The following is an 18529-nucleotide window of genomic DNA, read 5'->3' on the forward strand; positions in this document are numbered from 1 at the left end:
CAGCTCCCTCACTCCAATTGAAGCCTTGGAATAGACCAACTGGGATGGCGATGTTCATAGGGCTTACTTTCGCTTTTTCGGGTTTCTGGGGCGTTCTTCTTTGGTGGGTCTACGGTCTGTCAAGCCCGCATGTCGCCTTGCGATTCTTCTGCATGGGCACCGGCCTGGTAGGCGCCTGCTGGGCCGTCTACCTGGCGTTCCCCAATCGATTCTCGGCACCCGGTGACGCACGGCGCTAGTCGTCTCAACGTAGGCTGCACCCATCCAAGAGCGGTCACCCGGGACCAGGGCAGGAACCTCTGTTTTTTTCAGTATGAGAGTGTTTCCCGTGGCAACCAGCGCCACGTTGATACACCCGAAAATCAACTGTTTTCCGTAGTTGACGTTCAATATTTGCTCGCCTAAAAGAAGCGGATGAGGGAAACAAGAACGTTACAGACGGGTCTAGTGGCCTGCGCGCTGCTGGTTCTAACGGGATGCGCATCGCGCCCAGGCCGAGACATTCAGGGGGATTTGGCGCTTTACATGCCGGAACCAATCCGGCAACGCTTTGCAAGCGCACCTCGTGCGGAGTCCTTGGGATCGGCGCCAACTCTCAACTTCTTTGAGAACCGGCAAGAGCGAGAACTCAAGGGCAACCTGGGCTTGGTCTCCATCGTTCGGGAGCAAGCGCACATGACATGGCAGCAAGGCCAGTTGTTATTGATCGCCGGTTCAGACGTGGCCCGCGAGAGGACCATGGACAACAGCGCCAGAGCGCGCTTTCGTCGCATGACGCTATGCGGGCTAGTGCCTGTAGTCAGCGAGAGCGCAGTCGGCCTGAGGCTTAACAACACCGTGATCGTTCCGGTCGGCAAGAGCTTCGTTCCGTTCGACACGGCCTCGGACGCGTCCTTAAGCGATCGCTACAGACTTTCAAAGTTCGATGGCGACGTCGCGACTCTTTGTGCACCATCGCCCAGCAAGACCTTCTCGTATCGCACCGAGACTGAACGGCAGGTCAAGGAAGTCAACAGTCGCGGCCCCGACTTCAACAAGCAGGTCACGATCAACGATTCCGTGACCTGCAGGACTGGCTCCGATGTGCAGCCACTTTCGCAACTCAACCCCGGAGCGAAAGGCTTGTACTTGAGGGTGGAATGCGAACACAAGGACAACGTCGAGAACCTGCAACGTCGCAGCCTTGCCTGGCTCGTCGACGCCGGGATGTATCTTCCTCTGGAAGAAGTCGGCTGGCAGGGAACCATCAAAACGCGCTATGCCCGTTTTGGCTATGCGACACCGACGGGTCCCGTGTCTGCGCAACAGTAGATGTGGATTTCCGTACCCGTTTGATCCGCGTTTCCGTCGTCCCAGCTTCTCCAGCGCATAGTCGAGAGTTGGACCATCTGACCATCCAGACACTATGGATTTTAGTTTTTCCACAGCTCAAGTCGTCGCCTTCTTGTTTGCGGGCAGAGGCGTGGTAGCCGTCTCGGTAGAGGACTCACCAGCACCGCATGGATTCCGGCTCGAGAATTCGGATTCGGGTGCGGCGGCATTGGTGAAGCAGCTTATGCCTTTACGGGATATGTCGAGGGAACCGCTTTTCTGCATCGGTACGGCCTCGGAGGCCAGCATGGAAGGCGTTCTGTCGGAGGAGCTGCTGTCTGCACCTATTCGCAGATTCCTCATGGCGCAAGGGATGTACGAAGCCTTTGCGAAACGGAATTCTCTCGACTCGACTGAAGCACAAACACTCCTGCGAGCTTTTCGTGACTTGTTTCCGAAGCGATGAAAACTTGAGGAAGCAGTCGTTGACTACTGCTAGTGTCGGCCACCACCAGCCGTTCGCGGCGTCAGGCGAAATTCGGCCTGAAGCCGACTTACGCGGCCCCGCATATATGAAACTGCAAAAGGCAATGCGAATTCTGGCTGGGACTGCAATTGTTCTCGCGATCACGGCACCGCTGGGTTTCATGACCAGTTGCGCCATCACGGTTTCTCGGTACGGAGATGCGTTCGAGCAAACACAGGACCACGAAGCAATGCAAGCTGTAGTAGCTCGCTTCGGTTCACCATCTGTGCATGAGACCGAAGACAGTTCCTTTCTTGTTTATGCAGCGCAGCCCTGCAGGACGCCATGTGTCACCCGCCTGTGGTGGGAGCATCCTGTGCCCGCAGGTATTGAAGCCTGGTCTGTCGAGTTTGACGCTGACGGTAAGGTCAACCACAAAGCACATTGGGTGTCGCCTTGAGCGTTTGAAGCTGCGCGGCCCCCCGCGTGACGGCAGATCGACCGGCAACAGTCGGCCCAGAGCCGACCTTCGGCATTGCTGCAGAATTCTTTCGCGCAGCCATCCAAATGGGGAGACAGGAAATGGGAAGCCAAGGAAATGGAAGAGTAAGGAGAAGAAAATGATTGATCTGCTACTTCCGTACATTGCCTTGACGCTGCTGATCTCGAGCGTCATTTCCGGGATCGTGGCCGTTCTGTCACGCATATCGCATGCTGACGGAAATCTCGCCGGGCCGGTCCCGTACGGCCAATCTCTTCCCCTACCTTGTCGGGATACTTCCTGGTCTTCTGACCAAAAGAGGGCAAGAAGCCAGGAACAGATTTGTTCTCTGGCTTTTCATTGCGGTTGTTTGCGGAGTGGTGTCCGGCGTAATGATCGCTTCTCATGCAGCAGTTGGCTAACCACCCGCGACCCGCAGGAGGACTGACCGATTCGAGCTCGAAGCTCATTAGTCGCGACAGGCCCCGTCGGCCAACACCAGACGCTCCATCTTCAACGTCATCGCAACTCTTAACGATCATGCTGCAAGCCAGAAGCGATCGAAAACTCCGTGCGGGTCTCGGGCAATTTTTTATCACGAATGCCGGCTTGGTCTGTTTACGCTTCGTGTGCCGACTTCAACTTGGCGCAATCTTCGCGGGCGGATTATTTGTCGCAAGCATCAGCGAAGTTCGATCGCAACCGTCTGAGCCATCAAGCACTAGCCTGGAGAGGAAGACATCCGTCATTGGGTACAGAAGCGTCGACGAAGCGATGCGAGCGCTGAAAGACAAGCCCGGTTCTTCGGTGACCATCACTAAGCCGGACAGTTGGGTCATCATCAACGAGCCAGGACCCTTGTCTACGCAATGGTCGTTCACGCCTGCGGGCCACTACGCGCACCCCGCCGTCGTTCGTCGTGCACTCAAGATTGCCGACAACGGTGCCGTCTCAATCGAGACAACGGCCTTGTGCGAAGCGCAGAAAGTGTCTTGCGATAAGTTGATCGACGAGTTCCGGCAGCTCAATGAGCGCGCCCGACAGTCTGTGCAGAGACGCTTGCAAGACCCAGCGTCTCGCTGACGTGATGTGCATATGACATCCGTCGCCACGAGAAGACATCCAGAGCCGCTGTTGCACTAGGCGAGGCAACATCAAGTACTTGGCAAAAAAGATGAGCGACTCCACCCGTCTTGAGCTGCAATGGGACAACGCGGACTACACGTAGGGAACTACTGAGATGGTCTCCAGTGCGGCCGTGGATTTCGTCACTCGGAAGGAATGGGACGAGAATGCCTTGGGGAAAAGTATCCGGAGATCAGAAGCAATGCCGATCACAGTGCTCACGATACCCGTCATCGAATGGGCACGCGCTCATCCGACGATGTTCTTTGACGATGGAAAAGTCACCGCTCAAAGCATCATCGAGCAGCTGATGGATGGGGCACGGACCTTGGGCGCAACAACCGCCGAAACTCTCTCTATTGGTACATGGCATATCGTCGCGGCAGAGGAAGACTGGTTTCTTAACGCGCGGCTTCCGATCCCGGAAAATCTCAGGTTTGACCGCCTTGTTGACTTTCCGGAACAAGGTCAGAACTGCGTCCGCCCCGAATTTCTGGCTGCAGCTTTCGCTCGGGATGTCATCGTCAAGGCGGAGAATTCAGGAGCAATCATTCTTGGGACTGTTTTGCCCGCAGATGAAATCTATGCAGTGCTTGCAAATAGGAAAGCTTGGCGTCGTGTCATTGGATTTCGCGGCGTTGGACCTCAAAGCAACACGGAGCAATGAACGTCCGCTATCGGCAAAGGCGAGTGACTGCAAAGGGCCCTAAGCAGTCATCGGATTCGCTCCGAAGCGGTCATTCGATGTCTCGTTGTAGTCTCGATACCCGTCGACGCGGATCGGATGTTGCATTCGGTCTCGCGCACGAACCGACGGCGGAATTCGCCTGGCGTGCATCCTTCAATGCTGCGAAAGAACTTGGTGAAGTTGGTCGCCTCGTCAAAGCCAAGCTGCCGCGCGATGGCGGAAATCGGCATCTCCGTATGTACGAGCAGGCGCTTGGCTTCCAGCGCAAGGCGCGAGGCAATAAAGGCCTTTGCACCGACGCCGGCCACCGCACTGCAGATGCGAGTGAGAGTCCTCTCAGAACATCCCATGGCATGTGCATAGCGCGAAACGTGATGCCACTGATGCACCTTCGCGTCCAAAAGCCGTTTGAAAAGACGAAAGCGCTCCGGCGCGTCGGCCGACGCTCCAGCGGGCGGCTGTTGCTCGGTGTGAAAGATGTGCAGCCGCATCACGAGCGTTGCAAGTTCACTCTGGAGCAGCCAGTTCAGCAGCGGTTGCCGGGCTTCGAGCGCGCACTCCTCCTCGAGCCGCGCGAGCGTGTCGGCCAAGAACCGACTGGTCGACCGATCGAGGCGCAGGTGACCAGGAAGCGCATCGATCAGTTCAGGCATCTGAAGGCGTTCCTCGCCTCGCGAAGCCTGCAGCAGTTCGGGTCTGAACAGCAGAAGGTTTGCGTCCCAACGGCTTCCCGGGCCGAAGCGGTGAACCTGTCCGGGCCGGATGGTCAGTAGCGATCCCGCGCCACACTCAATGTGCCTGAAATCCACCACGGCGCGGCATTTTCCGCGTCTGACGTGCACGAACATGTGAAAGTCGTAGCGGTGGTGACGCTGGAGGTGGGCTTGGGGCACCCTTCGTCTTAAGTCCGACATAGAGAAGACCTCGAGATCCAGTGTGCTCTCGGCCGAAGGCCGATATTGGACCTGCTCGATATCGATGGGTCTCGTTCCGCGCGGCATCGACCCATTCTGTCCGATATTGACCATTCAGCAACCGACTTTGATCGTGTCGAACACGCCGGCAGCTCGAACAATATGGGACGCGGGTACCGGGCGGCCACCAAGCCCCGCGTCCCATCCTGGTAGACATTTCCGAGGCGACAGATGCAATCCACAAACCGACAGTTCATGACTCGCTTCGTGGAGTTCATCAACACAGCGGACCCCCGGCTCGCCACAGAGTTGGTTTCTCCGGCCGCCGTGTTTCAAGTTCCTGGGCGCGCCGAGCCCGTGCACGGGCCACAAGGCTACCTGGAGATCATCGGGATGATGCGCGGCGGGTTCCCCGACGTTCAATGGACCCTTGAGGAAACCGTCATCGAAGGTGATGTCATCGCTGCGCGATTCACGATGCGTGGGACGCATCGCGGGCCTTTTTTCGGCGTGCCTCCCACCGGCAAGACGATTGCCGTGCAAGCGCTGAACATTTATCGATTCTCGACCGGGAAGATCGTCTCCGAAGTGGGGCAACCGGACCTGCTCGGACTGATGCAGCAGATCGGCGCGTTGCCCCGTTCCTGAGGACCAAGGCTGGACCAAAGGACCGCTTCTGCCCGAGAGCCGAAGCCAGCCCGCAGCTCCAACTTCTTTGCAGCAATCCTTATCCGCAGCCGCTGCTCCACACGCTAGAGACCCCCCCGGATGCCGCTGCGATTGAAGCGGCAGCACATCTCAGGCAGACATACGCGACGGGCCCACCGCCTGCCGTTCAGGATGCGCGGCATCCGCCGGAGCTGCGCGTCGGCGGCTTCATCGTCTGACAGCAAGTAGCGCACCTTGAGACGCCGCGGCGCACGTCCAGGTTGGCGACAACTCGATCAAGACCAACCCTCGAAGTGGCGCACGCGGTTGCGGCCGTCCCGCTTGGCGACATACAGCGCGCGGTCCGCGCGCGTGAGCATCACGTTGGGTGAACCATCTTCGTCAGCCGCGGCGGTCGCGACACCGATGCTGGCAGTGACTTTGACATCGGGCCAGGACGCGTCCTCGAGCGCGCGCCGCAACTGCTCGGCGCGTTGCTGTGCGGTCCCGGCATCCATGCCTGGCAGCACGACGCAGAACTCTTCCCCGCCAAAGCGGGCGGCGAGGCCGTCGTGGCCGATCTGGTCGCGGATGATGGCCGCGGCCTGCACCAGCACCCGATCGCCGGTGGGATGACCGTGGGCGTCGTTGATGCGTTTGAAATGGTCCAGGTCGATCATCAGCAGGCTCAGCGGTGCGGCCTCGCGGACATGGAGATTCCACGCTGCGTGCAGTCGCCGGTCCAGGCTGCGACGGTTCCACAGCGACGTCAGCGGATCGGTCATGCTCTCGAGCTCCAGGCCGGCCATGGCATGCCGCAACTCGAGTTGCGCGACGACTTGTCGGGCGAGCGACTGCAGCGCCTTGCGTTCTGACGCCGCCAAGGCGCGCGGCTCGCGATCGATCACGCAGACGGTGCCGATCGGGAGCCCGTCCGCGGTGACCAACGGCGCACCCGCATAGAACCGGATGCCGGGTTCGCCTGTCACCAGCGGGCTGCCGGCAAAACGCGGATCCAGTTGGGCATCGCGCACCTCGAACACCTCGTCCGGCTGCAAGATGGCGTGGGCACAAAACGCGAGCTCGCGAGGCGTCTCGCTGACCCCCAGCCCGACACGCGACTTGAACCATTGGCGATCCTGGTCGATGAGCGAGATGAGCGCGATCGGCGTCTTGCACACGGCCGACGCGAGCGTCGTCACATCGTCGTATGCCTGCTCCGCGGTGGTGTCGAGCACCTGGTAGCGGTGCAGGGCCGCGAGACGCTGCTCTTCATTGAAGGGCTTGGCGGCACCGGCTCCGACCGACACGGTAGGCGCATCGGGGGCAGTGTCTTCATCGGGGACAGGGCTCGCACTCTGGTTCAACGTAGATTCCTTCTTGCTGGTGCCGCGCAGGAGCGTACGCCCCTGGGTTGAAGTGCATCGTACAAGCTTGGAAAACAATCGGCCCACGTCCGGACACTCGCCGCGCCCGGGCGGCGCCGCAAGCAGAAAGAGGTGCCCTTCGCGGTACAGCAATCCGTATTTCTTCGAACCCAGCGCGCCGCTCAACCCGCCACAGAGACCCCATGGCGCTCGAGAACAGCCAGCAGTGCCGGCACATCGGGCGGCCCCGCCGGAACCTCGTGGTCGATGGCGGTGAACATCTGAGCAGCCAACGCGCCTTGCCCGGTGATCTCCAGCATCCGCCCGCCACCTTTGCCGTACTGGAATCCGTGCACCGTTCCGCGCGGCACATGCACGAGCGTTCCAGGCTGACACGCGTGAATGCGCCCGTCGCAGTGAAAGTCAATCTCACCGTCGAGGACGTAGAAGGATTCGTCCCAATCGTGGCTGTGCGGCGGTGGGCCGGTTCCCTCGCTACCCTGTTGAAAGGTGATCCCATAGCTTTGGGTCGCCGCATTCGAAGCCAGGACGGTGACGTGCGTGCCAAGCACATTCAGAGGAACTTCGCGCTGATCGCGCGTCAGGACAAAGTACGGAATCGTCATGTTCCATCCTCCAGGTCGGGAGCGCGATTTTGCGCGCCGCACGAGGGGCGCACAAGCCATAACCCGAGGCGCTTTCACCATCTCCGCCTCAATGCAGATCGCGTTCTCCAGACACGTCGATACGCGGTCTCCAGAATGACCGATGTCTTCTGCTTCTCTTTCTACTTCCTCGCGAATTTCAGATGCACCACATCCGGCGTCGCGACCGTCTTCACCATCGCAAGACCCTTCAGGGCATCGGCGTCCTCGAACAAGCGTTCACCGCCGCCGAGCAGCGTGGGCGCCAGATGAAGCTGCACTTCATCGACCAAGCCCGCCTTCAGGTACTGGCGCGCAACATGGGCACCGCCCGCGAGTGCCACGTCTTTTTCACCGGCCGCGCGCCGGGCCTGGTCCAGCGCACTTTCGATCCCGTCAGTCACGAAGGTGAAGGTCGTGCCGCCCTCCATCACCAACGGCTCGCGCGCGTGATGCGTCAGCACGAACACCGGGTGGCGAAAGGGTGGATTGCTGCCCCACCAGCCATCCCAAGGCTCGGTCGTATTCCACGGCCCCCTCCCGCCGCCGAACATGTTGCGGCCCATGATGGTCGCGCCGATATTGGCGAGCACTTCTTCCATCACCGGCGTGCTCTCGTTCACCACGCCGCCTTCCATGCCATGCGGGCGCCGCCAGGCCTCCAGGCCGAACACCCACTTGTGCAATTGCTCGCCGCCAGTGCCGAGCGGTTCTTTCAAACTCTGGTTCGGACCGGCGACAAAACCGTCCAGTGACATCGAGATCCTCAATCGAAGCTTTGATGACATGCTGCTCACTCCTTGGTGCAGGGCGTTGCGGAAAAAAATGGATAGGCGTCCTGACCTGTTCAGGGCTCGGATCGAGCGGCGAGTCTAGAAGCCGACGCTCGATGCGGCAATGACAACGAAGCTTCGGTTTCTGCCACGTGGGGCCGGGCCACGAAGCCGACGTGCAAGGCCGAAGCGCGAACGCAGTATCACGGCGCTTTCGTCTGCTCGTTCAGCGGCCGGCAAACCTCCAGCACCACGCCGCGCAGCCACCGATGCGCAGGGTCGCGGTCCAGACGCGGATGCCACATCTGCGAGACGGTGATCTGCTCCATCGGCATCGGCAGCGGAAACGAGTGCAGCGTACCGCGCGCTCTCAGGTGTTCGAAGTACGAGGAAGGGATCAGCGCCACCATGTCGGTCGCGGCCGCGATCGACAACGCGGTGCTGAAGCTGGGCACCACGACCGCCGCGTTGCGCACCAGGCCTATCGCCGCGAGTGCGACGTCCACCGGCCCCTCGGTCCGGCCGTGGCGCGAGGTGACCACGTGGTCGCAGGCCGCGTAGCGCTCGACGGTGATCCCGGGTGCGGCGAGCAGGGGATGGCCTTCGCGCACCACGGCGACGAAGTGGTCGCGAAACAGCGCCTGCACGCGCACCTCCGGGCCGGACTCGCCGAGCACGCCGATGTCCAGGTCGATCAACCCTTCGCGCAAGGGGCGAACGTCCTTGTTGGGCTTGGGCGCGAAGCGCAGGCGAACGCCGGGCGCCTCGTGCGCGGCGCGCGCCACCAGCTGATGCGCGAAGCCTTCGATGAAGCCGTCGTTGGCCCGAATGGTGAAGAGGTGCTGGAGCGTGCGCGGGTCCATGTCCGCACCGGCGGGGTGGAGCACCGCGCGTGATTCCTGAACCAGCTCCCTCACGCGATCGCGCAGTGCCAGCGCGTGCGGCGTGAGCACCATCGCGCGGCCCGCGCGCACCAGGAGCTCGTCTCCGGTCGATTCCCGCAACCGCGCGAGTGCGCGGCTCATGGCCGACTCGCTCAGGCCCAGGCGCTCGGCGGCTCTCGCGACGCTGCCTTCGGAAAGAAGCGCGTTCAACGCGAACAGCAGGTTCAGGTCGGTGTCTGTCGGCATGGCCCGCAAGCTATCACGGCTGCGCCAGTTTCGACAGGCGCCGCATGCAGGAACAAGCTGCGCGCCACGCGCTGGGCAAGCCGTGTGCGCGGTCCTAAGCTGACCTGACGCGATAAAGCGTGCCTCCTCCAGTTGCCAATCATGTTGTCATCCACGCTTCAACCGAACGCTTCTTCTTCCACCCCGGCCCGCACCGTCCAGACCCCGGAGGCGAACGCGGTGCCCGATGCCGATGGCCTGCCGCTGCCCCGGCGCCTCGCGGCCGTCGCCGCGATCCTGGGCGCGGGTGTGCTCGTGGTGCTCGACGGTGCCATCGCCAACATCGCGCTGCCGAGCATCGCGCAGCAATTGCAGGCGACACCCGCCGATGCCGTCTGGATCGTCACCGCCTACCAGCTCGCCGTGGTGATGTTCCTGTTACCGGCTTCTGCCATCGGGGAGCGGTTCGGGTATCGGCGTGTGTTCGCCGGTGGCGTGGCGCTGTTCACTGCCGCATCGGTGCTGTGCGCGGTGGCCCCGTCGCTGCCGTGGCTCGTGGCCGCGCGGTGCCTTCAGGGCCTGGGCAGCGCGGCCGTGATGCCCCTTGGGCTCGCGTTGCTGCGCTTCACTTATCCGCGCCGATTGCTGGCGCGCTCCATCGCCTGGAATGCGCTCGCCGTCGCGGCCGCTTCGGCAGCGGGGCCCACCCTTGGCGCCTTGCTGCTCTCGGTGGCAGGCTGGCCGTGGCTCTTTGCGGTGAACCTGCCGATCGGCCTCGTCGTGCTTGTCGTCTGCGCGGCGTTGCCGAGCCCGCAGCGCTCGGCACGCCAGATCGACGTGTGGAGCATCGCGCTCAACGCGGCCCTGTTTGCTGCCTTCGTCATGGGATGCGATCGGCTCGTGGCGCATCCGCTGCAAGGCGGCGCGATGCTCGCGCTGTCGGCCATCTGCATGGTCTTGCTGGTGCGGCGCGAAATGCCCAAGGCGGCACCGTTGGTTCCGCTCGACCTGCTGCGCGTGCATTCCTTTCGGGTGTCGGTGATTGCTTCGGTGTGCTGCTTCACCGGCCAGATGGCGGCCCTTGTCGCGCTGCCGTTCTACATCCAGCACGAACTCGGTCAGAGCGCGGTGACCGCCGGCCTCTTGATGACCCCGTGGCCCCTGGCGGTGATGCTGGCCGCGCCGCTGTCGGCACGCCTGGCCCAGCGCATTCCGACCGCCGTGCTGTGCGCGGCGGGGAGCGCGTGTTTCGCGCTGGGCCTGGCCTTGTGCGCGCTGTGGCCGCTGCACGGCAACCCGGCATTGCCGATCGCGTTGTTCACGAGCCTCGCCGGCCTGGGCTTCGGCTTCTTCCAGACGCCCAACAACCAGAACATGCTGCTCTCGGCACCCAAGGAACGCAGCGGCGCGGCCGGTGGCGCACAAGGTACGGCGCGGCTCACGGGGCTGACGCTCGGCAGCCTGGGAATGAGCCTGGCATTCGGGTTGCTGTCGCCGTACAACGCGGTGCATTGGGGGCTCGGGATCGCGGCGCTGGCCGCGTTGGCCGGGAGCGTGGTGAGTCTGCTCCGGAGCTCCGCACGCACCGTTGTAGCCGCATGACCGATGCTTGCAGGCGAGGTGCCATCGCACATGGCGTGGCGGGGCATTGCGCACGCGTTGGTCGGATAGCATCCCGGCAACTCACTTGCTGCTGCCCCGCAGCAGCACAACGAATCGCTGGATATGCGCACCGTCATTTACTACTCGCTGATGCTCTTGCTCGGATTTGCCTGGTACAGGTTCGGGCAAAACCTGCTTCGGAAAGAGCGTTGGAATGCAAACGGCGAGCGCACCGAAGGAATCGTGGGGCCCGTGGGATTTCTGGTGACCGCAGTCTTGGGGTGCTGCCTCCTGTTCGCCTTGTTGCGTGCACTGGTCCTGGGCGAGGTGTCATGCATCGGCAAGGCTTGCAAGATGCAGGTCTACAACCTTGCGATGCAGCCTGGGGAGTACTGGGCCAACGTGTTCTTTCTCACGTGGGTCGTGCTTGCCCTTGGCTATGCGATGTATGTGACGCTCAAGATCTCGTTTCGGGCGTAAGAGACATCTCCTTCCACGCATTGTCTGGCCAGGCACGCTGAATAAAATTCAGCCATGTCCGCCGCTTTGGTCCCACGCCCCCAGTGCACCGCTTGCCTGCGCCCGCGCAGCGGCTGCATTTGCCGCTGGGTCGTGCCCACCGCCCACGCGGTGGAGGTATTGGTGCTGCAGCACCCGCTGGAGGTACACCAGGCCAAAGGCAGTGCCCGCCTGCTGCACCTCAGCTTGGCGCACTGCCGCTTGGTGGTGGGTGAGGCATTTGCCGTGCCCGTCTGGCCGGTGGACGGCAAGCACACGCTGCTGCTGTATCCGGACAGTCTGCAAGATACCGCCCCGGACCTGCGGGTCCCACCCGCGCTACCGCCCGAGTGGTCGCAAGCCCCGTCGAGCCTGCGTCTGGTCGTGCTGGACGGCACCTGGCGCAAAAGCCGAAAGATGCTCTACCAAAGCCCGGCACTGCAACAGTTGCCCCGCTTGGCCCTGCACAACCTGCCGCCTTCGCACTACCGTATCCGCAAAGCCCATGGGCCCGACCAACTGTCCACGCTGGAGGCGACCTGCTACGCCTTGTGCCAACTGGAAGGCGGTGCGGCGCGGTTCCAGCCCTTGTTGAATGCCTTCGACGGGTTTGTCGAGTACCTGGAGCAGGCGGGCGGGCAGCGAAACGCGCAACCCGACGAGCCCTGCCCTCGACCCAGGGTTACGGAGTTCATTCAAGTGACCAGCTAGATGGCTGGTTTTGGCCGACCGTAGCCGCTCACCGCATCCAGAACTCCCGGCCTCAACCCGTCATCCAGCCATTCAAGATCCTCGCTTGAACTTGCCGCAAAAACATCTGGCTTCGCACACGCGCTTCGCCGCAATTCAAGCCGCCTGCCGCTTCTTCCCCGCAGATCTCGGCGCCTCGCTTCGCGCCAACCACAGCCCGCTCGCGATGATCAACGCGCCGCCGCCCAGCGTCCACACATCGGCCGTGGCTTGCCAGAACAGCCAGTCCAGCAGGAGTCCCCAGGCGAGGGCGCTGTATTCGAAGGGGGCGATGGCAGCAGCCTGTCCGTGCCGAAAGGCCTCGGCGATGGCCAACTGGCCCAGGAAGCCGCTGATCGCCAGGCCTGCAAGCACCCACGTGTGCTCCGCCTGGATCGGCACCCATTGCGGCGCCGACAGCAGACCGCCGCCGACCGCCATGCCGGCCGTGGCCCAGAAGACCAGCGCGGCGCTCGGTTCGGTGCGGCTGATGAGCCGGCCCAGCACGTTCGACAGCGCATAGCAGACGGCCGCCACCAGAATCGCCACGGCACCCGCCGAGAGAAAGGCCCCTTGCTCGGGCCGCAGCGCGATGACGACACCGATGAAGCCCAGCCCGATCGCGATCCAATGCCGCGGCTGAACCGACTCGCCCAGCAGCGGCACCGCGATGAGCACCATCAGCAGCGGAGCGATGAAAGTGAGCGTGTAGGCCTCGGCAAGGCCCAGGGATTTCAGGCCATAGACGAAGAGCACGAGCATCGTCATGTTGAGCACGGTGCGCAGCAGGTGCAGACGCCAGCGCGTCCGGCGGTTGAATACGCCACCTGCCTCGCGCCGCCAGGCGATGTAGAGGCACACCAAAGGCAAGGCCGTGAGGCCGCGCAGCGCCATCACCTGCACCGGCGGGTAATGTCCGGCCAGGCTCTTGAGCAGCGCGTCCATGCAGGCGAAGAAGGCGCAAGCCAACAGCATCGCGGCGATGCCGCGCAGGGTTCCGGTCGAGTGCATGGGCGGGTGATGGCGGCCAGGGGAAGGGACTTGTTCTTGACCGCCTGGCAGAGGCGCAGCGAGTGTCTGGTCCTGGCCGAGGCACAAGTCTAGCCTTGGCCCGCGACAGCAAGCAGTCGCGCGGCCGGGGCCTGGCGTTCGCCCTCGTGGCACGATTCGGCCCTGAGGCAATCACGGCGCGGGCGATCATGAAGCGAATCGAGGCCCGCCGCGCGCGTGCAGGTTGCACCCCACACACACGAGTAATCAGTCATGCATGAAATCATCTGCCCGCACTGCGGGAAAGCCTTCAAGATCGACGAGGCCGGGTACGCCGACATCCTCAAGCAGGTTCGCGACAGCGACTTCGACAAGCAACTGCACGAGCGGCTCGAGTTGGCCGCGCAGGACAAACGCAATGCCGTCGAACTCGCCCAGGCCCAGGCCGCCAGCCGGTTGCAGGCGGCAGCCGCAGCCAAGGACGCCGAGATCCAGCAACTGAAGGCCAGCCTCGATGCCGGCGAGGTCGCGCGAAAACTCGCGGTGAGCGAAGCCCTCGGCACCATCGAAAAAGAACGTGACGCGCTCGCCAGCGAACTCGAACGGGCCCGGCAAGACAAGCGGGCCGCCGCCGAGCTGGCCCAGGCGAAGCACGCGAGCGAACTGGAGCGGGGCGCTGCCGCCAAGGACGCGGAGATCCAGTCGCTGAAGGCCAAGCTCGACGCCATCGAAGTGGCGCAGCGGCTCGCGGTCACCCAGGCCGTGAGCGTGGTCGAGAAGGAGCGCGACGAACTCAGGAGCGGCCTCGGCCGGGCCGAGCTCGAAAAGCAACTCGCCGAGAAGTCGCTCAAGGACAAGTACGAAACGCAGATCAAGGACCGCGACGACGCGATCGAGCGCCTGAAGGACTTGAAGGCACGCCTCTCGACCAAGATGGTCGGCGAGACCCTGGAGCAGCACTGCGAAACCGAGTTCAACCGCATCCGGGCAATGGCGTTTCCGCGGGCGTATTTCGAGAAGGACAACGACGCGCGCTCCGGCAGCAAGGGCGACTACGTCTTTCGCGATGCGGACGAGGCGGGCACCGAGATCGTCTCGATCATGTTCGAGATGAAGAACGAGAGCGACCGCACCGCCACGAAGAACAGGAACGAAGACTTCCTGAAGGAGCTCGACAAGGACCGCACCGAGAAGGGCTGCGAATACGCGGTGCTGGTCTCCCTGCTGGAGCCCGACAGCGAGCTCTACAACACCGGCATCGTCGATGTGTTCCATCGCTACCCGAAGATGTACGTCGTGCGGCCGCAGTTCTTTCTGCCGATCATCACGCTGCTGCGCAACGCGGCGATGAACTCGCTCAAGTACAAGTCCGAGCTTGCGCTTTTCAAGGCGCAGAACATCGACGTCACGAATTTCGAGAACGAGCTGGAGACGTTCAAGAACGCATTCGCGAAAAACTACGACCTGGCTTCGCGGCGCTTCCAGACCGCCATCGAAGAGATCGACAAGTCGATCGACCACCTGCAAAAAACGAAGGAGGCGCTGCTCGGCACCGACCGCAACCTTCGCCTGGCGAACGACAAGGCGCAGGACGTGACGATCAAGAAGCTGACGCGCGGCAACCCGACGATGGCGGCCAAGTTCGCCGATCTGAAGAAGGATGCGCCTCCCGACGCGGGATGAGCCGCGTCATCCGCGCACGGCGATTTCAGGTGCCGTTGGAGAAGAAGCAGCGAGCCGTCGCCATCATCCGCACGTTCTTCGTTGAATTGACCGATGGCGTGTGCAAGAGGCGCAGGTCCATCAGGAACACGTCGCCCGCGCGGCCGGACATCTCGACGATGCCGATGTCCAGTTGCTCAAGATTTCGCGCAAGGTCTCCCGGCGTCTTCAGCACCTCGCGCAGCCGCGAGGCCGATGCTTGCCCCGGCGTGCCGACACGATGCGATCCGGCCAACGCCAGGGTTGCGCCACCGCCGGGCGCCACGTCGTCGATGAGAAAGAAAGCCTGGATACCGGGCAGCGGCCCTTGCGTCGGCGCCGACACATCGACATGCCAGTTCAATCGCTCGAGCGTCGAGGCGCCTTGGTTGGGCGGCGAGAGGAGCAGTTGTGTGTCCTGAACGGCAGAGGGCGCGCGCCCGCCAAGTCGGGTGACGTATTCGATGAGGTCGGGCGTTACGAGTGCTTGATGCAAGCCGGGAACCTTCACGAGCGCCGAGAGCTTTCCGATCTGCTGGAAGACTGGCAGCCGTTGCAGCGAAGCCGGCAGGCTCTTTCCTCCGGGCAACGCCTTCAGCCGCTTGAGTTCGTCCAGAAGCTTCTGCTTGACGCCCGCCACGTGCTTCTTTGGATGGAAGCCTTCGAGCCGTAGATAGCCTTGGTCGATGAAGAGGTCGGAGGGGGATGAATTCATTGCTTGAAAGCTGCGGCGGTTAGCCGATGAAGTTCGAAGCAGGTGGAAGCGAGGATACGAATACGGAGGCAACCCGGTAGCGCTGATGCAGCGCGCGGCTACCATCGGAAACAGGCAGCCATGAACGGATTTTCTCCGCATCATGGTCTCTCGCTCCAGCCATCCACCTCACCTCAGCAATGACCCGAACCCACTGGATCGTCGCTGCAGCCATCTGGGTCTGCGCCGTGCTCCTGGCATTCGCTCACAGAGACGAGCTTGCGGCGAGCACCGTCGGCACCCTTGCCCTTTTGGCGCTGTTCGCGCCCGCAGCCATCGCCTTGTACGCGCTGGTGCATGTGCTGGGCGAAGGCGCTGTGCTTCTGCTGTTTCTGGGCGCCTTCAAGGTGGTCACCTTGGGACAGGTCCGAGCGGATTTCGGCGAAGCAGGCCTGAGCTTTCCTTGGTACGGATTCGCGCGCGCCGACGACGGCGCACTGGTGGCTTCCGAAGCCGCAATGACGCTCATCGCCATTGCGGCGTACGCAGTTGCGGGTTTCATCGGGTATCTCTTCTTCGCCTGATCTCCGCCCGACCGGCGCCCGACGCATCGCAGCTACCCCTCTGCAATCTCCTCGTGAATACAGAGATAGTTCCCCTCCGTGTCCTTGAACCACGCCGCCTTCTCCGAGCCGAGCACGCAGACATGGTCGACGGTCTTCAGCTCGGGGTAGTCGTAGTCCTCGAACACCACGCCGGCGCGCTTCAGGTTCGCGATGCTGGCGGCGATGTCGTCGACCTGGAAGCTGATCGCCGTGTGGTCGGCCTTGGTTCCCTCCGGTTTGGGGAACAGCGACAGCGTGCTGCCGCCCACCGCGTAGACGAACTTGCCGTCGGGCCGGAGGCCCCCGGGTTTCAGGCCCAGGCAACCCTCGTAGAAGGCGCGGGCGCGGTCCATGTCCTTGACGGGGAGCATGGTCGTGACAGACGAGTCGGACAACATGAACGGTCCTTTCGTACAAGTCGGCACAGCGGTGGTTGCTGGGGCCATCACCTTGGCTGGTCGGCCGGATTTCAGCTTACGCCGACAACCGCGGCGGCGCCATATGGCAAACGCATCGGCCGCAGGATCGACCGTCGATCGGTCTTCCTGCGCTGTGCCGGGCGAACGCCTCGCCTCTGGCCTTGTCTTCTTACTTCGCCGCTGACGGCAGCGTGATCTCGAAGGTGATGCCCGCTCCCCCGGTGCCGCGCTGCGAGCTGAAATACAGCCGCTTGCCATCGGGCGACAGGGCGGGGCCGACGACCTCGCTGTCGTCGTGGCCGACCAGGCGCACGAGCGGCTGGGAGGTGCCCGATTCCATCCGCAGCACGCCGATTTCCAGGTTGCCCGCGTCTTCCGCCACCAGGATGTCGCCCAGGGCCGAGATCGTGAGGTTGTCCGGCTCGTCGATCGAGTGCGTGGCCGGGTCCTTGTTCATGCCGTCGTAGATCGCCTCGAGCGTCTGGTTCTGCGTGTCGTAGGCCCAGATGTGCGCGTTGTACGAGGTCACGAAGTACACGATGCCGTTGAAGAACCAGATGCCTTCGGCCTTCCTGAACCCGGCGCCGGGCGGCGTGAGGCCCGCGGTGCGCATGCTCGAGCGCACGGTGGCCTGCGGCTTGTCGGGGTTGACGACGTCCAGCCATTCCACCGCCAGCGGCTGGCCGAAGTCCTTCGGATACGGCTTGGCCGGATCGGCCACGTCGATGTCGCTCGCGATGTCCTTGATCTTGAGCACCTGCAGCCGGCCCGTCTTCATTGCCGCGCGCGGGGCGCCTTCGGGCCAGTCGCTCGCATCGCAGACGAAGCGGTAGACGCGGCCGAGGGATGCGTCTTCGGTCAGATAAAGCGTCTTGTGAACGGGGTCCACGCACACGGCTTCGTGTGCGTAGAGACCCAGCGCCGGCAGGCTCGGGGCGCTGCTCGCGTCGACCCAGGGCTTGGTGGGGTCGCACTCCCACACCATGCCGCTGGAATGTTCCTCGCACGACAGCCAGGTGTTCCAGGGCGTGGGGCCGCCAGCGCAGTTGGTCGTTGTGCCTTTCAGGATCGGGTACGAATCGACCACCGTGCCGTTGGCGTCGAAGCGCAACGCGCCGACACCGCCGCCGGCCTTGCTGATTTCCGAGTTGCTCACGTAGATCCAGCCGCCGTTGGCGGTCGGGTAGGTCGCGCCGCCATCCGGCGAGCCATGCCATGTGTAGCTTCCTGCGGCGATGGCGCCCGACTGCGCAACGATGCGCGAGGTGAAGCCCTTGGGCAGCATCACGCCGTTGGCATCGGCGGGCTCCAGCGCCGAGAACTCCGCGAAGGGGCTCTTCTTGACGACGGGCGGCTCGACCGGCGGCTGGGCGGGTGTCGGCGCCGGAGCGGGCGAAGGCGAAGGTGCGGGCGGCGCACCGGCAATCGGCGGGAAGGCAACGCCGTTGCTGCCGCCACCGCCGCAGGCCGCGAGAAAGGCCGGGAGCGTGACCACGCCCGCGGTGGCGAAGCTCTGCCGCAGGAAGGTGCGGCGCTGGGGAAGATCGAGGGGGACGGTGGGGAAGGACGTGTTTTTTGCGGTTTTCATCGTTTGGTCAGGTCGTGTTCAGGTCTTTTGACGGCGCGATTCTTTAGTGCCGACATGAAGCGTTCGTGACGATGAAAATTTGCGCGGAGCGGGCGGGAGCGATTTCGGTTGCGGAGTCCTTCGGCTCCGGTACGAATCGCATCCCGGTTGCAGTTGCACCAGCGAAAGAAAAAGGCA

At 63.0% G+C, this 18529-nt stretch carries 20 protein-coding genes; 11 read left to right on the forward strand and 9 right to left on the reverse strand.

The features are described 5' to 3' along the window. Nucleotides 1-525 precede the first annotated feature (525 nt). The 5 genes from QFZ83_RS08645 to QFZ83_RS08665 all read left to right on the forward strand — a co-directional run bounded on the left by QFZ83_RS08645 (nucleotide 526) and on the right by QFZ83_RS08665 (nucleotide 4050). Complete coding sequence (locus tag QFZ83_RS08645) at nucleotides 526-1311, forward strand: hypothetical protein (RefSeq protein ID WP_307505029.1); 786 nt, start codon at nucleotides 526-528, stop codon at nucleotides 1309-1311. Nucleotides 1312-1405: 94 nt separating this feature from the next. Further along, nucleotides 1406-1777 (forward strand): hypothetical protein, encoded by a 372-nt coding sequence (locus QFZ83_RS08650; protein ID WP_307505034.1) that lies wholly within the window; start codon nucleotides 1406-1408, stop codon nucleotides 1775-1777. A 106-nt stretch (nucleotides 1778-1883) separates the two neighbouring features. Then, on the forward strand, nucleotides 1884-2237 hold the full coding sequence (locus QFZ83_RS08655) for a hypothetical protein (RefSeq protein ID WP_307505037.1): 354 nt from the start codon (nucleotides 1884-1886) through the stop codon (nucleotides 2235-2237). A gap of 561 nt (nucleotides 2238-2798) precedes the next feature. Further along, a complete protein-coding gene (locus QFZ83_RS08660) occupies nucleotides 2799-3341 on the forward strand; it encodes a hypothetical protein (RefSeq protein WP_307505039.1) in 543 nt (180 codons plus the stop codon). A 157-nt stretch (nucleotides 3342-3498) separates the two neighbouring features. Next, nucleotides 3499-4050, forward strand: coding sequence for a hypothetical protein (locus QFZ83_RS08665; protein ID WP_307505042.1), 552 nt, complete (start codon nucleotides 3499-3501; stop codon nucleotides 4048-4050). Nucleotides 4051-4097: 47 nt separating this feature from the next. Here QFZ83_RS08665 and QFZ83_RS08670 read toward each other — a convergent pair whose 3' ends face one another. Further along, nucleotides 4098-5099 (reverse strand): AraC family transcriptional regulator, encoded by a 1002-nt coding sequence (locus QFZ83_RS08670; protein ID WP_307505045.1) that lies wholly within the window; start codon nucleotides 5097-5099, stop codon nucleotides 4098-4100. Between the two features lie 141 nt (nucleotides 5100-5240). Between QFZ83_RS08670 and QFZ83_RS08675 the strand changes: the two genes are divergently transcribed. Beyond that, nucleotides 5241-5633 (forward strand): ester cyclase, encoded by a 393-nt coding sequence (locus tag QFZ83_RS08675; protein ID WP_307505048.1) that lies wholly within the window; start codon nucleotides 5241-5243, stop codon nucleotides 5631-5633. A gap of 296 nt (nucleotides 5634-5929) precedes the next feature. Here QFZ83_RS08675 and QFZ83_RS08680 read toward each other — a convergent pair whose 3' ends face one another. From QFZ83_RS08680 to QFZ83_RS08695, 4 genes are all read right to left on the reverse strand, one after another. Next, nucleotides 5930-7186, reverse strand: coding sequence for a sensor domain-containing diguanylate cyclase (locus tag QFZ83_RS08680; RefSeq protein WP_307505051.1), 1257 nt, complete (start codon nucleotides 7184-7186; stop codon nucleotides 5930-5932). Further along, nucleotides 7183-7626 (reverse strand): cupin domain-containing protein, encoded by a 444-nt coding sequence (locus tag QFZ83_RS08685; protein WP_307505054.1) that lies wholly within the window; start codon nucleotides 7624-7626, stop codon nucleotides 7183-7185. Before QFZ83_RS08685 ends, QFZ83_RS08680 begins: the two co-directional genes overlap by 4 nt. A gap of 161 nt (nucleotides 7627-7787) precedes the next feature. Next, nucleotides 7788-8432, reverse strand: a complete 645-nt coding sequence (locus QFZ83_RS08690) for a dihydrofolate reductase family protein (protein ID WP_307512661.1) — start codon at nucleotides 8430-8432, stop codon at nucleotides 7788-7790. 188 nt (nucleotides 8433-8620) lie between these two features. Next, on the reverse strand, nucleotides 8621-9547 hold the full coding sequence (locus QFZ83_RS08695; RefSeq protein ID WP_307505057.1) for a LysR family transcriptional regulator: 927 nt from the start codon (nucleotides 9545-9547) through the stop codon (nucleotides 8621-8623). A 141-nt stretch (nucleotides 9548-9688) separates the two neighbouring features. Between QFZ83_RS08695 and QFZ83_RS08700 the strand changes: the two genes are divergently transcribed. The 3 genes from QFZ83_RS08700 (at nucleotide 9689) to QFZ83_RS08710 (ending at nucleotide 12337) form a co-directional block, all read left to right on the forward strand. Next, entirely contained in the window at nucleotides 9689-11128 is a 1440-nt protein-coding gene (locus tag QFZ83_RS08700) for an MFS transporter (protein WP_307505059.1), read from the forward strand. A 123-nt stretch (nucleotides 11129-11251) separates the two neighbouring features. Continuing rightward, nucleotides 11252-11608 carry a hypothetical protein gene (locus QFZ83_RS08705; RefSeq protein ID WP_307505062.1) on the forward strand — a complete coding sequence of 119 codons (357 nt, stop codon included), beginning with the start codon at nucleotides 11252-11254 and terminating at the stop codon, nucleotides 11606-11608. 54 nt (nucleotides 11609-11662) lie between these two features. Further along, nucleotides 11663-12337: a tRNA-uridine aminocarboxypropyltransferase gene (locus QFZ83_RS08710; RefSeq protein ID WP_307505065.1), complete on the forward strand. Its 675-nt coding sequence runs from the start codon at nucleotides 11663-11665 to the stop codon at nucleotides 12335-12337. Between the two features lie 135 nt (nucleotides 12338-12472). On the opposite strand, the gene QFZ83_RS08715 is transcribed toward QFZ83_RS08710, so the two are convergent. Continuing rightward, entirely contained in the window at nucleotides 12473-13366 is an 894-nt protein-coding gene (locus QFZ83_RS08715; protein WP_307505069.1) for a DMT family transporter, read from the reverse strand. Nucleotides 13367-13618: 252 nt separating this feature from the next. On the opposite strand from QFZ83_RS08715, the gene QFZ83_RS08720 reads away from it, so the two are divergent. Further along, nucleotides 13619-15028: a DUF2130 domain-containing protein gene (locus tag QFZ83_RS08720; protein ID WP_307505071.1), complete on the forward strand. Its 1410-nt coding sequence runs from the start codon at nucleotides 13619-13621 to the stop codon at nucleotides 15026-15028. Nucleotides 15029-15053: 25 nt separating this feature from the next. On the opposite strand, the gene QFZ83_RS08725 is transcribed toward QFZ83_RS08720, so the two are convergent. Further along, nucleotides 15054-15905 (reverse strand): phytanoyl-CoA dioxygenase family protein, encoded by an 852-nt coding sequence (locus QFZ83_RS08725; protein ID WP_307505074.1) that lies wholly within the window; start codon nucleotides 15903-15905, stop codon nucleotides 15054-15056. A 35-nt stretch (nucleotides 15906-15940) separates the two neighbouring features. Here QFZ83_RS08725 and QFZ83_RS08730 point away from each other — a divergent pair, with 35 nt between their 5' ends. Further along, a complete protein-coding gene (locus tag QFZ83_RS08730; RefSeq protein ID WP_307505078.1) occupies nucleotides 15941-16324 on the forward strand; it encodes a hypothetical protein in 384 nt (127 codons plus the stop codon). A gap of 32 nt (nucleotides 16325-16356) precedes the next feature. Here QFZ83_RS08730 and QFZ83_RS08735 read toward each other — a convergent pair whose 3' ends face one another. Together QFZ83_RS08735 and QFZ83_RS08740 are read right to left on the reverse strand one after the other, a co-directional pair. Beyond that, on the reverse strand, nucleotides 16357-16743 hold the full coding sequence (locus QFZ83_RS08735; RefSeq protein ID WP_307505081.1) for a VOC family protein: 387 nt from the start codon (nucleotides 16741-16743) through the stop codon (nucleotides 16357-16359). Between the two features lie 190 nt (nucleotides 16744-16933). Beyond that, a complete protein-coding gene (locus QFZ83_RS08740) occupies nucleotides 16934-18352 on the reverse strand; it encodes an alkaline phosphatase PhoX (RefSeq protein ID WP_307505083.1) in 1419 nt (472 codons plus the stop codon). Between the last annotated feature and the right edge of the window lie 177 nt (nucleotides 18353-18529).

This window comes from Variovorax sp. W1I1 (assembly GCF_030815625.1).
GTDB lineage: Bacteria > Pseudomonadota > Gammaproteobacteria > Burkholderiales > Burkholderiaceae_C > Variovorax > Variovorax paradoxus_C.